15 protein-coding genes, 1 other RNA gene and 1 riboswitch are annotated in these 15130 nt (G+C 63.1%); of the genes, 6 read left to right on the top strand and 10 right to left on the bottom strand.

Annotated elements, in window-relative coordinates:
• Window positions 1–244 precede the first annotated feature (244 nt).
• Both ACP151_RS09880 and ACP151_RS09875 read left to right on the top strand, forming a co-directional pair.
• A complete protein-coding gene (locus ACP151_RS09880) occupies window positions 245–919 on the top strand; it encodes a hypothetical protein (RefSeq protein WP_424978726.1) in 675 nt (224 codons plus the stop codon).
• Window positions 920–1045: 126 nt separating this feature from the next.
• Complete coding sequence (locus ACP151_RS09875) at window positions 1046–2029, top strand: NAD(P)H-quinone oxidoreductase (RefSeq protein ID WP_424978725.1); 984 nt, start codon at window positions 1046–1048, stop codon at window positions 2027–2029.
• A 63-nt stretch (window positions 2030–2092) separates the two neighbouring features.
• Here the strand turns inward: ACP151_RS09875 and ACP151_RS09870 are convergent, their stop codons facing one another.
• Together ACP151_RS09870 and ACP151_RS09865 are read right to left on the bottom strand one after the other, a co-directional pair.
• Window positions 2093–2950: a DUF2189 domain-containing protein gene (locus tag ACP151_RS09870; RefSeq protein WP_424978724.1), complete on the bottom strand. Its 858-nt coding sequence runs from the start codon at window positions 2948–2950 to the stop codon at window positions 2093–2095.
• A 282-nt stretch (window positions 2951–3232) separates the two neighbouring features.
• On the bottom strand, window positions 3233–3880 hold the full coding sequence (locus ACP151_RS09865) for a ribonuclease T2 family protein (RefSeq protein WP_424978723.1): 648 nt from the start codon (window positions 3878–3880) through the stop codon (window positions 3233–3235).
• 141 nt (window positions 3881–4021) lie between these two features.
• Between ACP151_RS09865 and ACP151_RS09860 the strand changes: the two genes are divergently transcribed.
• A complete protein-coding gene (locus ACP151_RS09860; RefSeq protein ID WP_424978722.1) occupies window positions 4022–4789 on the top strand; it encodes a DUF1013 domain-containing protein in 768 nt (255 codons plus the stop codon).
• Between the two features lie 135 nt (window positions 4790–4924).
• Here ACP151_RS09860 and recR read toward each other — a convergent pair whose 3' ends face one another.
• From recR to ACP151_RS09840, 4 genes are all read right to left on the bottom strand, one after another.
• A complete protein-coding gene (recR, locus tag ACP151_RS09855) occupies window positions 4925–5524 on the bottom strand; it encodes a recombination mediator RecR (protein WP_424978721.1) in 600 nt (199 codons plus the stop codon).
• Between the two features lie 374 nt (window positions 5525–5898).
• A complete protein-coding gene (locus ACP151_RS09850) occupies window positions 5899–6243 on the bottom strand; it encodes a YbaB/EbfC family nucleoid-associated protein (RefSeq protein WP_424978720.1) in 345 nt (114 codons plus the stop codon).
• Between the two features lie 10 nt (window positions 6244–6253).
• Entirely contained in the window at window positions 6254–6652 is a 399-nt protein-coding gene (locus ACP151_RS09845; protein WP_424978719.1) for a hypothetical protein, read from the bottom strand.
• Window positions 6628–8442, bottom strand: coding sequence for a DNA polymerase III subunit gamma/tau (locus tag ACP151_RS09840; RefSeq protein ID WP_424978718.1), 1815 nt, complete (start codon window positions 8440–8442; stop codon window positions 6628–6630). Before ACP151_RS09840 ends, ACP151_RS09845 begins: the two co-directional genes overlap by 25 nt.
• A gap of 201 nt (window positions 8443–8643) precedes the next feature.
• Between ACP151_RS09840 and ACP151_RS09835 the strand changes: the two genes are divergently transcribed.
• Window positions 8644–9198 (top strand): protein-tyrosine phosphatase family protein, encoded by a 555-nt coding sequence (locus tag ACP151_RS09835; RefSeq protein WP_424978717.1) that lies wholly within the window; start codon window positions 8644–8646, stop codon window positions 9196–9198.
• A 46-nt stretch (window positions 9199–9244) separates the two neighbouring features.
• Here ACP151_RS09835 and ACP151_RS09830 read toward each other — a convergent pair whose 3' ends face one another.
• From ACP151_RS09830 to nudC, 3 genes are all read right to left on the bottom strand, one after another.
• Entirely contained in the window at window positions 9245–9649 is a 405-nt protein-coding gene (locus ACP151_RS09830) for a hypothetical protein (RefSeq protein WP_424978716.1), read from the bottom strand.
• A 107-nt stretch (window positions 9650–9756) separates the two neighbouring features.
• Window positions 9757–9977, bottom strand: a riboswitch (cobalamin riboswitch).
• Between the two features lie 229 nt (window positions 9978–10206).
• On the bottom strand, window positions 10207–10674 hold the full coding sequence (locus ACP151_RS09825; RefSeq protein ID WP_424978715.1) for an SRPBCC family protein: 468 nt from the start codon (window positions 10672–10674) through the stop codon (window positions 10207–10209).
• 55 nt (window positions 10675–10729) lie between these two features.
• Window positions 10730–11713, bottom strand: a complete 984-nt coding sequence (gene nudC / locus ACP151_RS09820; RefSeq protein WP_424978714.1) for an NAD(+) diphosphatase — start codon at window positions 11711–11713, stop codon at window positions 10730–10732.
• Window positions 11714–12048: 335 nt separating this feature from the next.
• On the opposite strand from nudC, the gene ACP151_RS09815 reads away from it, so the two are divergent.
• Window positions 12049–13902: a 5'-nucleotidase C-terminal domain-containing protein gene (locus ACP151_RS09815; RefSeq protein WP_424978713.1), complete on the top strand. Its 1854-nt coding sequence runs from the start codon at window positions 12049–12051 to the stop codon at window positions 13900–13902.
• Between the two features lie 66 nt (window positions 13903–13968).
• Window positions 13969–14067: signal recognition particle sRNA small type (gene ffs / locus ACP151_RS09810), an RNA gene on the top strand.
• 216 nt (window positions 14068–14283) lie between these two features.
• On the opposite strand, the gene ACP151_RS09805 is transcribed toward ffs, so the two are convergent.
• The gene (locus ACP151_RS09805; RefSeq protein ID WP_424978712.1) at window positions 14284–15117 is read right to left on the bottom strand and encodes a prephenate dehydratase; all 834 of its coding nucleotides are present in this window, start codon (window positions 15115–15117) and stop codon (window positions 14284–14286) included.
• Window positions 15118–15130: the final 13 nt, after the last annotated feature.

The raw sequence follows: 15130 nt of genomic DNA, 5'->3' as shown, positions 1-15130 counted from the left end.
GTCCGGATTGAACCAATTGGCAAGGCCGGTGGCATGACCATCCGGCCCAGGCCTGCGCAGACGCAGGACTTGCCCGCTATGGGGTCTTGTGCCAATATTAAATCAACCAAAAGTGGCGAATAATCTTCTGCTGTCTGGTCGTGAAACGGCTTTTCAGCAGGCAGGATCTGTCTGGGTTTCTGTCCCTGGCAAAGCCGGCCGGTGGTCGGTCTGAAACCTTGGTGTCTAAACAAGAGGAGCGGCAATGAAAGATCTGAAAAGTGACTCGCCATTTGTGCTGGCTTTGACAATCGTGAAGTCGAAACAGGATTTAGGCGACGGGATTGCGGCCAGCGATGACGTGTTGATTTGCGTTCGCAACGAGGACATCAATGAGACCCATCCGAATGTCATCAGCGTGCCCACCCAGCGAATCCCGGCTGTTCTGGCAGAGAAGATAATCGCCGCCGGAGCCGAGGAGGGCAGCAGCGGCAGTACCACGATTTACCGGGGGCAGGCGGCCTCCAGCAAATCCGCAAACGGTCACAGTGAAATCATTTACGCCGTTGAGAGCCTTCTGGCGGGCAAGCTTGGGCTTGCGGATGCGATCGAACGTGGCGATTTTTCCTTTACGGCCCGTCTTGCAGGCAACCAGATAGGCACGGCCAACCATCCGGAGTTTCATGGAACCGACCGGCCAGACCACGAAGACCTGCAGATGATGAACATCATGGTGCGGGTTGACCGAGGGGCTGAGCTGCTGGGGGAACCGACAGTCAGCTATGATCACGTAAAATGGGTGTCCATCGACAAGTTCCGCACCATGTGGTCAAACGGCAAGCAACCCACAGATGTTGGGTTTACAGGCGAAGAGTCGTTCCGTCTTTGCATTCACGGTCTTTGCATTTCTTCCTCGGCGGATGTTCTCGCCGTTATCTGAAACGCTGCTCGCTTTCCCCTATGCCGTCGGAGATTTCGCAAAGGCGCCAGACTGCGGCGCCTTTGCTGTTTGCGCTGATCTGGCCGGATGCTAGGCAGGAGCCAAGGATCAGGAGGACATATTCCGATGACAGAGATGATGCGCGCGGTGGAGATCACCAAACCCGGCGGGCCGGAGGTTCTGCAGCTTTGCCAGCGACCGGTGCCGCAGCCGGGCCATGGCGAGGTGGTGATCAAGGTGGCCTATGCCGGTGTGAACCGTCCCGATGCGCTGCAGCGTGCCGGTGCCTATGACCCGCCCAAAGGGGCCAGTGACCTGCCGGGGCTGGAGGCCTCAGGCGAAGTTGTGGCCGTGGGCGCAGGTGTCAGCGGCATTGCAGCAGGTGATCAGGTTTGCGCGCTGCTGCCCGGTGGCGGCTATGCGGAATATGTGGCCACTCCGGCGGCCCATTGCCTGCCGGTTCCTGCCGGGCTGGACCTGAAACAGGCGGCCTGTCTGCCTGAAACCTTCTTTACTGTCTGGTCCAATGTCTTCACCCGCGGCGGGCTGAAGGCTGGCGAGCGGTTCCTGGTGCATGGCGGCTCATCCGGCATCGGCACCACGGCAATCCAGCTGGCCAGGGCGTTTGGGGCGCGGGTGTTTGCCACCGCAGGGTCGGATGAGAAATGCCAGGCCTGCCTGGACCTGGGGGCCGAACGGGCAATCAATTACCGGGACGAGGATTTCGTCAAGGTGCTGCGTGCGGAAGGCGGTGCGGATCTGGTGCTGGACATGGTCGGCGGCGACTACATCCCGCGCAACGTCAAGGCAATGGCCGAGGATGGCCGTCTGGTGCAGATCGCCTTTCTGCAAGGCCCCAAGGTGGAGCTGAACTTTGCCTTGATGATGGTCAAGCGGCTGACGCTGACCGGCTCCACTCTGCGGCCGCAAAGCGACCTGGCCAAGGCGCAGATCGCACAGGACCTGCGCGAGGCGGTCTGGCCGCTGATCGACGCAGGCAAGGTGGCGCCGGTGATGGACAGCACGTTTGCACTGGAGGATGCAGCCGCGGCCCACGCCCGGATGGAAAGCTCCGGCCACATCGGCAAGATCGTCCTGAAAGTGGGCTGAGCCTCAGGGGTGGACGGCAAAGGGCCGGCGGATGCGCCGGCCCTTGTCATGAACAGCAAGCGGTCAGTCTACTGCGCGGCGGTACAGATGCCAGGTGGCATGCCCCAGCACCGGCACGACAATGATCAACCCGGCCAGGAACGGAATGGCGCCAACGATCAGCGACACGCCGACAATCGCGCCCCATGTCAGGCAGACAGCCGGGTTCTTGCGCAGAACCTTGATCGAAGTTGCAACTGCCACCGGCAGGCCGACATGGCGGTCCATCAGCAGTGGGAATGACACCAGGCTCATCGCCAGCGCGGCAAAGGCAAAGACTGCGCCCACGATGCCGCCGCCGATCGACATGATCCAACCTTCGCGGGTGGTCAGCACGTCAGCGGCAAAACCGAGGATGGATGCTGGCGGCTCCGGTCCAAGCGTGCGGCTGTAGATCATTTCGGCTGCCACCAGCCAGAGGATGAAGAGAGCCGCCAGATAGAGCCCCAGCACAAGGATGGCGCCAAAGGAGGGTGAGCGGATCACCGCAAAAGCATCCATCCAGCGGGTTTCCATACCGGTCTCGCGCCGCGAGGACATTTCATACAGCCCGACCGCAGCCACCGGCCCGAGGATCGCGAACCCCATGATCATCGGCACGATGAGTGGCAGAAGGTTCATCGACAGGCTCATCACAATAAGGGCGATGCCGATCACCGGATAGAACAGGACCAGGAACATCGCGTCCGAGCGGCAGGCCGCAAAATCCTCCAGCCCTGCCGCCAGGGAATGGATGATGTCATCCATACTGAGCCTGCGCGCCTCGGGCATCGCCGCAGCACCGGTGCTGCGCATCTCTTCGACAGACTGGCTGACATGATGGGACGTGGTCTCTGCACCCTGCAGAAGCCAGCTGAGCGGGTTACCGATTGTTTTTGCCATGCGCTTCCTCCTTCTTGCCGACCAAAACGGTAGTGCCGTTCAGGCAAGGCCGGGGGCGGCACCTGAAGGTAATCTAGCGCAAACTGCGATAAAGTCCGATTCACAGGCCCTTTACTGCCGAGTGAGAAGGGCGCGGCTGATCCGGCCCCCGCACTTGCTGGCGCGTGCTGCCCCGGAGGATTGAGTATTTCTGGAAAGATGAAGTCTCGGCCTTGTCTTCATCAGGCGGCAAAACCCCGGAGAGATGGCTGGCAGGTCAAGAGGGGCGCCCCCCTATTTTGTTCAGCGTAGAGGGGCGAAACGGGCGTTGGTCAATGTGCAGTCCTTGATCACGTCCCGCCCGCAGGGCACCGGCTTCAGATCCCTGGACAGGCAGATGCGGGCCTCCTGGATGGCGCCGCCGCGGCAGGTAATGGTCAGCGTGTCGCGGGACAGCTCTGGGTTTTCTTTCAGGAAAGCTTCCTCAATCAGTGAGGCGGGCAGGGTGACGGGCTGTTCCAGCCTCCGGAAGGCGGCGGGGCGCACCACGCGACCGTAGGCCTCACGCATCAGCGCATAATAGGCGCGTGCGCTGAGACCGGAACAGGTGCCGTGTTTCTTCCACTGATGCCAGGCCAGGCCGGGGCTGCCCATGATATCTGCCATGTTCCGGCTCATCGTGCGGCTGGGCGGGGCTTCAACGGTGCGGCAATAGCTGGGCCATCCGCGGTGGAACTGGGGCCACAGACCGTGCAGCGTCCAGCCGTGGTCATGGCGCGGGTGGCATTGATCGGATCCGCGTGCGTCGCCTTCCTGTTCACACCAGTTCGGCGACCAGCTGAGCGCCAGCACGTAATAATCGAAGTCGCCCGCAGGTTCGCCGTCTGCTGCGGCAACAGTCGGCAGCACGGCAAGGGCGGCTGCAAAAACACCTGTGAACAACTTGCGCATTGGCCTCTTTCCTTATGCAATAATGCCGACTATATAGGGCAGAAGTTCCCCGACAACGGAAACCTGCCCCGCCAGCCGGGGACGCCCTTTCAGGCGGCGGGAGAGATGTATCCGGGGGCAAGTGTTTTAAGGAGATGACACATGGCAAAACCGTTGATGGCCAAGGCAACCGCCGTGTGGCTGGTGGACAATACCACAATCAGCTTCAAGCAGATCGCCGATTTCGTGGGCATGCACGAGCTGGAGATCCAGGGCATTGCCGACGGTGAAGTCGCGGTTGGCGTCAAAGGGTTCGACCCGATGGCCAACAACCAGCTGACCCAGGACGAGATCGACAAGGCGCAGGCAAACCCGCTGCACAAGCTGAAGCTCAAGTTCAACCCGGCCGCTGCCGGCGAGGAAAAGCGCCGCGGCCCGCGCTATACCCCGCTGTCCAAGCGCCAGGACCGTCCCAACTCGATCCTGTGGCTGGTCAAATTCCACCCGGAACTGTCCGACGCTCAGATTGCCAAGCTGGTGGGCACCACCAAGCCGACCATCCAGTCGATCCGCGAGCGCACCCACTGGAACATTGCCAACATGCAGCCGATCGACCCGGTGGCGCTGGGCCTGTGCAGACAGTCCGAGCTGGATTCCGTTGTGCAGAAGGCGGCAGCCAAGAAAGCAGCTGAAGGCGGCGTGATGAGCGATGATGAGCGCCGCAAGCTGGTTTCCACCGAGCAGTCGCTGGAGATGGACGCGGAACCGAAGATCCCGTCGGCCATTGAAGGTCTCGAGACCTTCACGCTGGGCGGCGGTCTCAGTGACCATGAAGAGAAGAAGGAAGAGGACGTTCTTGACGCCGACAGCTTCTTCAACTTGCCTGCGGGCGGCGATGACGAAGACGACGAAGAGGACAGCCGCTTCTGATCCGGATGCCTCTGTCGTCGTGTCGCCGACTTGCCCGGTAAACGAAATCCATAAAAGCCGCAGATCCGATGCTTCGGATTTGCGGCTTTTTTCGTTAGAATGAAGGCTCAGTCATAGGAACTGTTGGCTGCCGCGTCAGATCTCTTTGCGCGCCTGCATCGCGGCGGAAATGGTGCCATCGTCGAGATAGTCCAGCTCGCCACCGATCGGCACCCCCTGTGCCAGAGAGGTCAGTTTCGCCTGCCCCTGCAGCTGGTCGGCGATGTAATGCGCCGTGGTCTGGCCATCGATGGTGGCATTCAGCGCCAGGATCACTTCGCTGATCTCTTCGGTGGCGACCCGGTCCACCAGCCGCGGAATGCGCAGATCCTCCGGCCCGACTGCATCCAGCGCCGAGAGTGTGCCGCCAAGCACGTGATAACGGCCTTTGAACACGCCAGCGCGCTCCATTGCCCAGAGATCGGCCACATCTTCGACCACGCACAGCTCGCCGTTGGCACGCCTCTCGTCCGTGCAAAGAGGGCAGATTTCGCTGGTGCCGACATTGCCGCAGTTGAGGCATTCGCGCGCTGTCGCCGCGACCTCGCTCATCACGTCGGCCAGCGGCGTCAGCAGCAGCGCCCGCTTGCGGATCAGATGCAACACGGCGCGCCGGGCCGAGCGCGGCCCCAGTCCCGGCAACTTGGCCATCAGGGCAATCAGGTCTTCGATGTCGCTGGTGGAGTTCTTGATCATTCCGCGGCCTTTTGCTTGCCAGCCATATAGGCCGATCGGGGCCGGGGAACGCAAGGGTGGGCCGACAAAATGTTCAGGGTTTGTCTTGGCGCTATTCGGGGTCGCCCCAGGGGCTGCGCTGTGTCCGGCTGATACAGGCTGCGCCGGATCAGATCGCCCGCCCATTTGTCTGACTTGCGCATGGCAGAGCGGATACCGCAGCTGCAGGGCCTGTGGAATGCAGCGGCGGGGACGTGCAATTTCATTGCGGCCAAGGCCGCCTGCTGGGCGGCGCGCCCTGACAGACCGACTGGAGACAACGTGCGGCCGGCAGCGATTGGCGGGCAAAGAAAAGGCGGCACCAAGGCCGCCCTTTCCGGTTCTGCAAACACCGTTCAGAACGGCAGTTTGATGTCCTTGGGCAGGCCCATGCTCTCAGTCAGCTTGGCCATCTCATCCTGTGCTTTCTCGGCTGCCTTGGCCTGCGCGTCCTTGATGGCGGCCAGGATCAGGTCCTCGACCACTTCCTTGTCGTCGCCATTGAAGATCGAGGGATCGATATCCAGGCCTTTCAGGTCGCCCTTGGCAGAGGCGGTGGCTTTGACCAGACCCGCGCCGGCCTCGCCGGTTACCATGACGTTGTGCAGCTCTTCCTGCATCTGCGCCATCTTGGTCTGCAGTTCCTGTGCCGATTTCATCATCTTGGCCATGTCGCCAAGACCGCCGAGGCCTTTGAGCATCTGTATTCTCCTAAGTGCGGAGGCGCAGCGCGCCGTAAATCATCCCCGCACATATCGCAATTGCAAGCGCGATGAACAAGTGGGGGGAGGCCGTGCAGTCCTGGATTATGCCCATGGCCTTCTTATCATCGAAGAAAACTTCATGGTTATCCACGGCTATGACGCATGCAAGAGCGGCCCAAAGAAGGCCGGCGATTGCGAACAGGCCGCGCTTTCTAGAGTAGAGCGCGAATCCGGCAAGGGCGAAGAGCGCCAGTGCAACAGGTTTGGACGAGAGCCGCAAAAACACATCCCACGCGCTTTCACGTGCTTCTCCTGTATCAAAGCAGGTGGTGGCAAAGGCAGCTGCCGGCAGGGTGAGCAACAGGGCGGTCAGGCCGGCGGTTACCCGTCCTCGAACGGATCCCATTCGTCCTCCACCTCTGGCAGCGCCTCAGCTGCGACTTCGGCAGCCAGTTCCTCGGGCGTGCGGATGCGGGTGATCTTGGCCTTGGGAAAGCTTTCCAGCACCGCCTGCACCAGCGGATGCGCAGTGGCTTCTTGCCGCAGGGCGTTCTCAGCCGCATCGCGGATCTCGGCAATGGTGGCTGCCTCGCCATCCGGCGCGATGGAGACCACCCATCGGGCGCCGGTCCAGTTCTGCAGTGCGGAACCAAGCCGGGCGGCCAGATCGCGCGGCGCCTGGGCCGAGGGCGTGAACTCGATCCGTCCCGGCTGGTAGGCGACCAGCCGCACACCGGTTTCCACCTCCACCAGCAGTTTCACGTCGCGGTTGGTGCGGATCAGTTCGACCACATGTTCGAAACTTGGGTAACGGGCGAGGGCAGAACTGGCCTGTGGTGCCAGCGCCGTCACCGTGCCGCCGCCGCCATGGGCAACCGGGGCGCCGCCCGCAGGGCCGCCGCCGCCACCTCCGCCGCCGGGTGCCGCGCTGCCAAGCGTCTGGGCGCCCATGCCCTGCATCTGCGCACCACCGCCGGGACCGCCCGGGGCGGCGGGCGGCGGGGGCGGCGTGTCCTGCAGCTTGCGGATCAATTCCTCGGGGCTGGGCAGATCGGCCACATGGGTCAGGCGGATCACTGCCATCTCTGCCGCCATCATCGCGTTCGGGGCCGCGGCCACTTCCTCCAGCGCCTTCAGCAGCATCTGCCACATGCGGGTCAGGACGCGCATTGCCAGCGCATCGGCCATCGCCTTGCCACGAGCGCGCTCATCCGGGCTGACGGTGGGGTCCTCAGCCGCGTCCGGCGTGATCTTCACGACTGAGACCCAATGGGTGATCTCTGCCAGATCGCGCAGCACCGCCAGCGGGTCGGCGCCCTCGGCGTATTGGCCGCTGAGTTCCGTCAAAGCTGCGGCCGCATCGCCGCGCAGGATCATGTCCATCAGGTCCAGCACCCGGCCACGGTCGGCAAGCCCCAGCATGGCGCGGACCTGATCGGCGGTGGTCTCACCGGCGCCATGGGAAATCGCCTGATCCAGCAGCGAGGTTGCATCGCGCGCAGAGCCTTCGGCGGCGCGGGTGATCAGCGCCAGCGCATCCTCGGCAATTTCAGCACCTTCGGCACCGGCGATCTTGCGCAGCAGCGCAATCATCACTTCCGGCTCGATCCGGCGCAGGTCGAACCGCTGACACCGCGACAGAACGGTCACCGGTACCTTACGGATTTCGGTGGTGGCAAAGATGAATTTCACATGCGCCGGCGGTTCCTCCAGCGTCTTCAACAGGGCGTTGAACGCAGAGGTCGACAGCATGTGAACTTCGTCGATGATGTAGATCTTGTAGCGGGCCGACGCGGCGCGGTACTGCACGCTGTCAATGATCTCGCGGATGTCGTTGACACCGGTGCGGCTAGCCGCGTCCATTTCCATCACATCGACATGGCGGCCTTCCATGATGGCGGTGCAATGTTCGCATGTGCCGCAGGGATCGGTGGTGGGGCCGCCCTGGCCGTCCTCACCGACGCAGTTCATCCCCTTGGCGATGATCCGCGCGGTGGTGGTCTTACCGGTGCCGCGGATGCCGGTCATGATAAAGGCCTGGGCGATCCGGTCAGCCGCAAAAGCGTTCTTCAGGGTGCGCACCATGGCGTCCTGACCCACCAGATCGGCAAAGGTTTCTGGCCGGTATTTGCGGGCCAGAACCTGATATTGGGATTGGCCGGTGTCGCCGGTGGTGCCGCTGGGGATGTCGTTCATGATGTCTCGTGCCGGATTCGGTGTGCGGGCGCGCGCCCTGCGTTCCGCGCAGGGTATTGAAGCGCGGCCCGTTCGTCCACTGCAGAAGGGCAGGCGGCGGGCAGGCAGGAAAAGGAATTGTTTTTTGACTTTTTGCCGTTAGAATCAATTGGCAAGACCCTGGGCGGGCGTGGGAATTGGAACGCAACGCAAGGAGGCGGCATGCGATCTGACAAATCCTCTGGGACTGCGGTGCAGGAAATGCCTGTACCAGTGAATATCTCGATCCATGAAGTGCCCGTCGCGGGCGGGCTTTTGGCCCTGTGCCCCTTGCCGGGCAAGGGCGGCGATTATGCCGGCGACATGGGCCGGATCAACGCCTGGAAGCCCGGACTGGTGATCTCCATGACCACGGCTGAGGAACACGCGGCGGCAGGCAGCCATCGGCTGGGCTGCGATATCCAAAGCATGGCCAGCCGATGGATTCACCTGCCAGTGCCGGATTTCGACGTGCCATCCCCGCAGGTGGCGGCCATATGGCCCAAGGCCAGCGCTTCGGCGCGGATGGCGCTGGAGGGCGGCGGCCGGGTGCTGGTGCATTGCCAGGGCGGCTGTGGCCGCTCCGGCATGGCTGTGCTGCGGCTGATGATCGAAAGCGGCGAAGATCCCGCACAGGCGCTGGAACGGCTGCGCAGCGTGCGCCCCTGTGCGGTGGAAACACAGGCGCAGCTGGAATGGGCCAATGCCGGCCGCCCGACAGGGCAGCGCCCGCAATAGGTCGGCAGCCCGCTGCGGCTTGCCGTTTCGTGCCCAATCCGCTGGTTTAAAGCGCCAGCATCTGCTCTGCCTGCCGCGCCTCTGCCGTTTTCGGCAGCGCCTCCATCAGCGCGCAAGGGCGGGCGTCCAGTTTTGACGCGGCAAATCCGGTGCCGTCACGGCTGAGGATCGCGTCGGCAAAGCGGTCCAGGCCTTCACGTGGGGCCTCCTCTCCGACACCGCAGAACAGCCGGATCCGGTCATGGCTGGCCACAAATTGGGCCGGGCAACTGCGCGGGCAGCCGTCCAGGGCAGAAGTGCCAGTGATTTCGAAATCCTCATGGGTCATCGGCTTGGCCTTGGTCATTGCTTCGGCCAGTTTGGCGATCATCCGCTCTGCCGCGGGGCAGGGGCGCCCCAGGTGTTTGCAATCCGTTGCCGCATAGAAATGCGTCTTGTCCGTCCACATCATATTTGCGCCCTCCGCGCGTGGTACGGGGGTCTTGAAAGCAGGAGTTCGGATGAAAAACGGTTTGCCGCCGGTGCCATCAGACCCTGCCCGGACACCCCGCCCGGGTTCGAGTTTCAGTTCCGATGGCAGGTCTCCTGACTTGCGGGTCGTCGCTTTCCCGATCCTTCCCGGCCTCTTGCGGGCCAGTGGCTCTATCGGGGTCGCTCGCCGCTTACAGTTGCGGGGGCAGTCTCGGACTTGGCCTGCTGAAATGCGGGCCGCACCGTGTTCCCTTTTGATCCCGGACACAAGATTCTGTGGCACGGGAACCATCGGCACCAGCGGTAGCGGTTCGCCTGCCGAGTCGTCAATCGTTTTTCTGCACCTGCACTAGCTGCCAGTGGCGGCGCGGGTTCGGCAATCTGCCGGAAACCGGCGAATCCCTGCTGTGGCGCCCCGTCGCGCCGACCCGGCAACAGACGGGAGTGTGAAAGTTCGGCCAACTGGGCACCCTTGCCCGCACCTGGCCTGCGCTCAGGCCGCAGTAGATGCCGGAGGGCTGATAGGAGGCGGTGTTGTCAGGCGGTTCGGTTCAAACGCTCTTCCGTGATGCGGGCGTATTCTGCCAGCCGCAGCTTGAAACGACGGTTGAGATTGCTGCGCGCCAGTTTCAGCGATTGCACCATCAAACGCCCGGTCAGCGTGGTCGGAGACAGTGCCAGCCGAACAGACATACGGGTCCGGTGTGGCGACAAGGCCAGCAGCTCAACCTCTGTCCGGCCGTCAATGCCACTGCCGCTGCCATTCAGCACAAGGCCTGACGGCGGCGTGAATGATGCCATCGTCAGTTTGATGTCGCGCGACTTGCCGCGAAAATTGAAGGTCAGATCCCAAACCAGGCCGTTCTCCGGCTGGGCGAGGTCGCCGGTGCGCTGCAGCTCTATCCCGCGCCGCAGGGCAGAGCGCTCCAGCTGCTCGAAGTCCGAGATGGCCGCAAAGACATGATCGATCGGAGCCTCGATGTCTTCTTTGCTGTGAAATTCCATTTGCGTTGCCTCATATGCCGCTTGGGAGCCGCGCTGTTTCCGCCAAATATGCGCTTTAGTCCAGCGTGTCCGCAAGCCAGTTCTTGATCAAAAACTGTGCAATTGCCCCTTTGCGCGCGGGTTTCAGAACCGGATGTTCGCCGGCGAACACTGTCATCATCTCCTGACGGCCGATCCACAGCGCATCCTCGATCTCTTCGGGGTCGATGGTGATCTCACGGCTCAGGGCCTCACCTGCACAGCCAAACATCAGCGACATCGGAAAGGCCCAAGGTTGACTCGACAGGTACCGCACTGGACCAACCTGCACTCCGGTTTCCTCCAGCACTTCGCGGCGCACCGCGGCCTCCAGCGTCTCTCCCGGTTCCACGAAGCCGGCCAACAAAGAGTACATCCCTTCCGGCCAGCCGGGCGAGCGGCCCATCAGAACGCTGTCACCATGGGTGATCAGCATGATCACGACCGGGTCTGTCCGCGGAAAATGCGGCGCTTTGCAGGCCGGGCAGACCCTTTGCCAGCCCGCTTGCGCCATGTCGCTGGCGGCGCCGCAGCAGGCGCAATACCGGTGGCTGCGATGCCAGGCCAGCAATGCCTTTGCGGTGGCGGCCAGCTCTGCCTCCAGCGGCGACAGGCGGGTCATCACCCGGCGCAGTTCAACAAAGACATGGCCCGACGGCAGGTCCGGGTGCTGTTGTTCGCTGGCGTCGGCAAAGCTGTTGAGAGCCTCACTGTCGACATCATCAGGCTGCCAGCCGCTGATATCGCAGGCAAAGCAGGGGGTGCCGTCCGAGGTCAGTCCAAGAAACAGCGCATCCGGTTTGCAGGCTGCGGCCAGCGGATGGGCCGGTTTGCTCCAGGCAAGGCCGCAGGGCAGATCCGTCTCCGTTTCCTGCCGCGTCAGCGGTTTGCCCCGCCACATGAGCAGCACCTGGGCGCCGGGCGTGTTCCAGGCTGTTTCCAAAGCTGCGCTGTCGCTTCGCAGATGCGCGGCGCGCTCCAGCATGCCGCCGCCGAAGGTCACCTGTTCCGCGCGTTTCATGGCAGCTCTCCTATGGCTGGCGGCCTTTTGGGCCGTGCTCAACGTGGGACTGCAGCCATGCATGACAGTATGACGCAGGGGCTGCCAGCATTCGCCTGCGATCAATGCTTGCCTGTCGCAGTGCCGCCACACCTGCCCTGATTAACGCGGGGTCATTTTTCAGCAGAACAGGGAAAACCACGCTGCCGCAGCGGGCGATCTACGAAAAAGTTAATATGCTGTGAAAAGGATGCTTTGCAAAAGCGGAAAACGCTGATTCAAATAGCGCGGGACAAGAATAACGCCGAAGGGCGCGAAAGGAGCGGCGGGCAGGCAGTGTCAGCAGAATTTTGGATATGACGACCGGGGCCGGGACCTCAGAAACCGGGACTTCCGGGACGCTGCATGTGTTGGCCACCACGGACCTGCACTGCAATCTGCTGAGCCATGATTATTATGCTGACCGGCCGGATCCAGCCATCGGCCTGTCACGGGCGGCCACTTTGATCGCCCAGGCGCGCACTGAGGCAGCACGACAGGGCGCGGCCTGTATCCTGGTTGACAATGGCGATGGGTTGTTGGGATCGCCCCTGGGGGAAATTCTGCCGCAAATGGCTGGGCCGCATCCGCTGATGCGCGCCTTTCAGGTCCTGCAATATGACGCGGCGGGCCTCGGCAACCATGATTTCGATTCCGGGCTGGCTGCTCTGACGAACATGCTGAAGGACGCGCCTTGCCCGATGCTGTGTGCGAATCTGACGGCCGCGCAGCCGGGCCTGGAACTGCCGTTTGCCGCTTCAGCAGTTCTGGAGCGCGCCGTGCCCGCCTGCCCAGGCTTGCCGCCTCTGCGGATCGGCGTTTTCTCAGTCCTGCCGCCGCAGACGCTCTCCTGGTGCCGTCAGGTGCTGGCAGGGCAATTGCAGGCGCAGGGCATTGCAGAGGCCGCCGCCGAGCAGGCGCGGCAGCTGAAGGCGCAGGGCTGCGATCTGGTGCTGGGCCTTGCGCATAGCGGGCTGGCGGCAGAAGGCGGCGACAGCAGTGAAAACGCCTTGGAACTGCTGGCGGCCCTGCCAGAGATCGACGCTCTGGTTGGCGGCCATACCCATCTGACACTGCCACATCCGGACCACCCCTTTGCCAAGCCGGTGGTGATGCCAGGCGCGCATGGCTCGCATCTGGGGATGATCCGGCTGGAGCTGGAACATGTTTCCGGCAGCTGGCGGATGCGCCGTGGCACGCCCAGCCTGCAGCCGGTTGCCCAACCGGGGGCAACAGGTGCCGTGCAGCCGCTGGCGCAGGAGGCGCCCGCATTGGTGCAGGCCCTGGCAGATGATCACGGCCTCACCTTACAGCGTATGCAGGAGCCGGCAGGACACAGCCCGGTGGCGATGCATTCCTATTTCACCTTCTTTGCGCCGGACCGCGGTCTTGCCCTGACGGCCAGCGCCCAGGCGGCTGCGGCGCGGGTGCTGCTGCGCGGCACTGACGGTGAAAACCTGCCGTTGCTGTCTGCGGTGGCGCCAGGCAAATTCGGCGGCCGCTCCGGGCCGCAATATTACACTGATATTGCCGCCGGTGCGCTGTCTGCCCGCAATATTGCGGATCTGCAGGTCTTTCCGAATGAATTGAAGGCAATGGCTGTCACGGGCGCGCAGCTGCAGGATTGGCTGGAAATGTCGGCCGGGCTGTTTAACCAGGTGATGCCAGGCAGTGCCGGACAGCAGCTGGCAGACCCGCATCGGGCAGGCCACAACTTCGATGTGATCTTTGGCCTCAGCTACCGGATCGATGTATCCCAGCCACCGCGGTTCTCCGCCTCGGGGGCGCTGTTGAATCCGGATGCCCGGCGGGTTTCGGATCTTCGCTGGCAAGGCCAGCCGATTGACCCCGGCCAGCGGTTCGCAGTTGCACTCAACAGTTACCGGGCCAGCGGTGGTGGCCGGTTCCGGATGCTGGAAACCGCAGAGGAGCTGCCGTTGCCGCCGCTCCGCATCCGGCAGGCGATCAGCGACTATATTGCCGGGCGTTTGCCGCCGGATCCGCTGGCCGAGGCCGCCTATCCCTGGCAGCTGGCGCCGGTTCCGGGCGCACGCGCAGTTGCCGTGACAGGGGCGGGCGCTGCGCGGCACCTGGCGGAATTGCCGGACGGGCTGGCCACGCCACGCGGTTTCAGCAGCGATGGTTTCTGGGAGCTGGAACTGCAGCTATGACTGGCTGAACTCAGCGCAGGCGGCGCAGCCCTTGCCAATCCCGGCAGCGGCCCTTATATCAGGATTCGAGAGGTTGGCGCGGGCAGGCGCCTCGCCAACCTGGTCAGATCCGGAAGGAAGCAGCCACAACGAGCCCCGCTTGGGTCGATGTCCAGCCTCTCACTTACCCCCCCTCCACTATTACCTCCCCTGAACCAATTGATGTGAAATTGACAAGGGGCTCCCGCCCGCTTTGGAGCAATCAAAGATTGCCCCGCGCCGTTGGGCCGGGCGCCACGCTGGCGCGTGGCGGGAATCGCCGCTTCTTCTGGCTGGAAATATCCTGGGGTGAATTGGCCAGGAGGCCAAGAGGGGCAACGCCCCTGCCTGCCGTGCGCTAGTTCAGAACCGGCCGTTGTCCGCCGGGTAAACGCCAAGGATTTCCACATTGGTGGTGAAATAACTCAGCTCGTCCATCGCCAGCTGCACATTGGCGTCATCGGGATGGCCTTCGATGTCGGCATAAAACTGGGTCGCGGTGAACGAGCCGTCCACCATATAGCTTTCCAGTTTGGTCATGTTGATGCCGTTGGTGGCAAAACCGCCCATCGCCTTGTAAAGCGCCGCCGGGATGTTGCGCACCTGAAACACGAAGCTGGTGATCATGTTATGGGCGCCGCGACGGCTAAAGTCCGGCTTCTGCGCCATGATCAGAAAGCGGGTAGTGTTGTCGCTGCTGTCCTCGATATGGCGAGCAAGCACATTCAGACCGTAGATCTCGCCTGCCAGTTCGCTGGCCAGCGCGGCAGAATGGATGTCGCCGGCTTCGGCCACATCACGGGCGGCGCGCGCGTTGTCGGGGCTAACCCGGCCGCGGATGCCATTGTCCCGCAGGAAGGTTCCGCATTGCGGCAAAAGCACCAGATGCGAATGCGCCTCCTGGATGTCTTCCAGTTTTGCTCCCGGCACCGCCAGCAGGTTGATATGCACCCGCACAAAGGCTTCGTCCACGATATGCAGCCCGCTGTGCGGCAACAGCCGGTGGCTGTCGGCCACGCGGCCATAGGTGGAGTTTTCCACCGGCAGCATCGCCTGCTCCGCCGCGCCGCTGCGCACCGCTTCCAGAATGTCCTCAAACGTGCGGCAGGCCAGCACCTCCATACCGGGGCGGGCGATGCGGCAGGCCTCGTGGCTGTAGGAGCCAAGCTCCCCCTGAATGGCGATTTTGCGGCTCATGGGTGTGTTCCCC

Origin of the sequence: Leisingera sp. S232 (assembly GCF_049800895.1) — a bacterium.
GTDB lineage: Bacteria > Pseudomonadota > Alphaproteobacteria > Rhodobacterales > Rhodobacteraceae > Leisingera.
This window is presented reverse-complemented; position numbering and strand designations above follow the sequence as displayed.

Excerpts from the sequence above, each read along its gene's own strand:
- ACP151_RS09880 (WP_424978726.1), top strand. The coding sequence starts at position 245 with ATGAAAGATCTGAAAAGTGACTCGCCATTTGTGCTGGCTTTGACAATC.
- ACP151_RS09875 (WP_424978725.1), top strand. The coding sequence starts at position 1,046 with ATGACAGAGATGATGCGCGCGGTGGAGATCACCAAACCCGGCGGGCCG.
- ACP151_RS09870 (WP_424978724.1), bottom strand. The coding sequence starts at position 2,950 with ATGGCAAAAACAATCGGTAACCCGCTCAGCTGGCTTCTGCAGGGTGCA.
- ACP151_RS09865 (WP_424978723.1), bottom strand. The coding sequence starts at position 3,880 with ATGCGCAAGTTGTTCACAGGTGTTTTTGCAGCCGCCCTTGCCGTGCTG.
- ACP151_RS09860 (WP_424978722.1), top strand. The coding sequence starts at position 4,022 with ATGGCAAAACCGTTGATGGCCAAGGCAACCGCCGTGTGGCTGGTGGAC.
- recR (WP_424978721.1), bottom strand. The coding sequence starts at position 5,524 with ATGATCAAGAACTCCACCAGCGACATCGAAGACCTGATTGCCCTGATG.
- ACP151_RS09850 (WP_424978720.1), bottom strand. The coding sequence starts at position 6,243 with ATGCTCAAAGGCCTCGGCGGTCTTGGCGACATGGCCAAGATGATGAAA.
- ACP151_RS09845 (WP_424978719.1), bottom strand. The coding sequence starts at position 6,652 with ATGGGATCCGTTCGAGGACGGGTAACCGCCGGCCTGACCGCCCTGTTG.
- ACP151_RS09840 (WP_424978718.1), bottom strand. The coding sequence starts at position 8,442 with ATGAACGACATCCCCAGCGGCACCACCGGCGACACCGGCCAATCCCAA.
- ACP151_RS09835 (WP_424978717.1), top strand. The coding sequence starts at position 8,644 with ATGCGATCTGACAAATCCTCTGGGACTGCGGTGCAGGAAATGCCTGTA.
- ACP151_RS09830 (WP_424978716.1), bottom strand. The coding sequence starts at position 9,649 with ATGATGTGGACGGACAAGACGCATTTCTATGCGGCAACGGATTGCAAA.
- ACP151_RS09825 (WP_424978715.1), bottom strand. The coding sequence starts at position 10,674 with ATGGAATTTCACAGCAAAGAAGACATCGAGGCTCCGATCGATCATGTC.
- nudC (WP_424978714.1), bottom strand. The coding sequence starts at position 11,713 with ATGAAACGCGCGGAACAGGTGACCTTCGGCGGCGGCATGCTGGAGCGC.
- ACP151_RS09815 (WP_424978713.1), top strand. The coding sequence starts at position 12,049 with ATGACGACCGGGGCCGGGACCTCAGAAACCGGGACTTCCGGGACGCTG.
- ACP151_RS09805 (WP_424978712.1), bottom strand. The coding sequence starts at position 15,117 with ATGAGCCGCAAAATCGCCATTCAGGGGGAGCTTGGCTCCTACAGCCAC.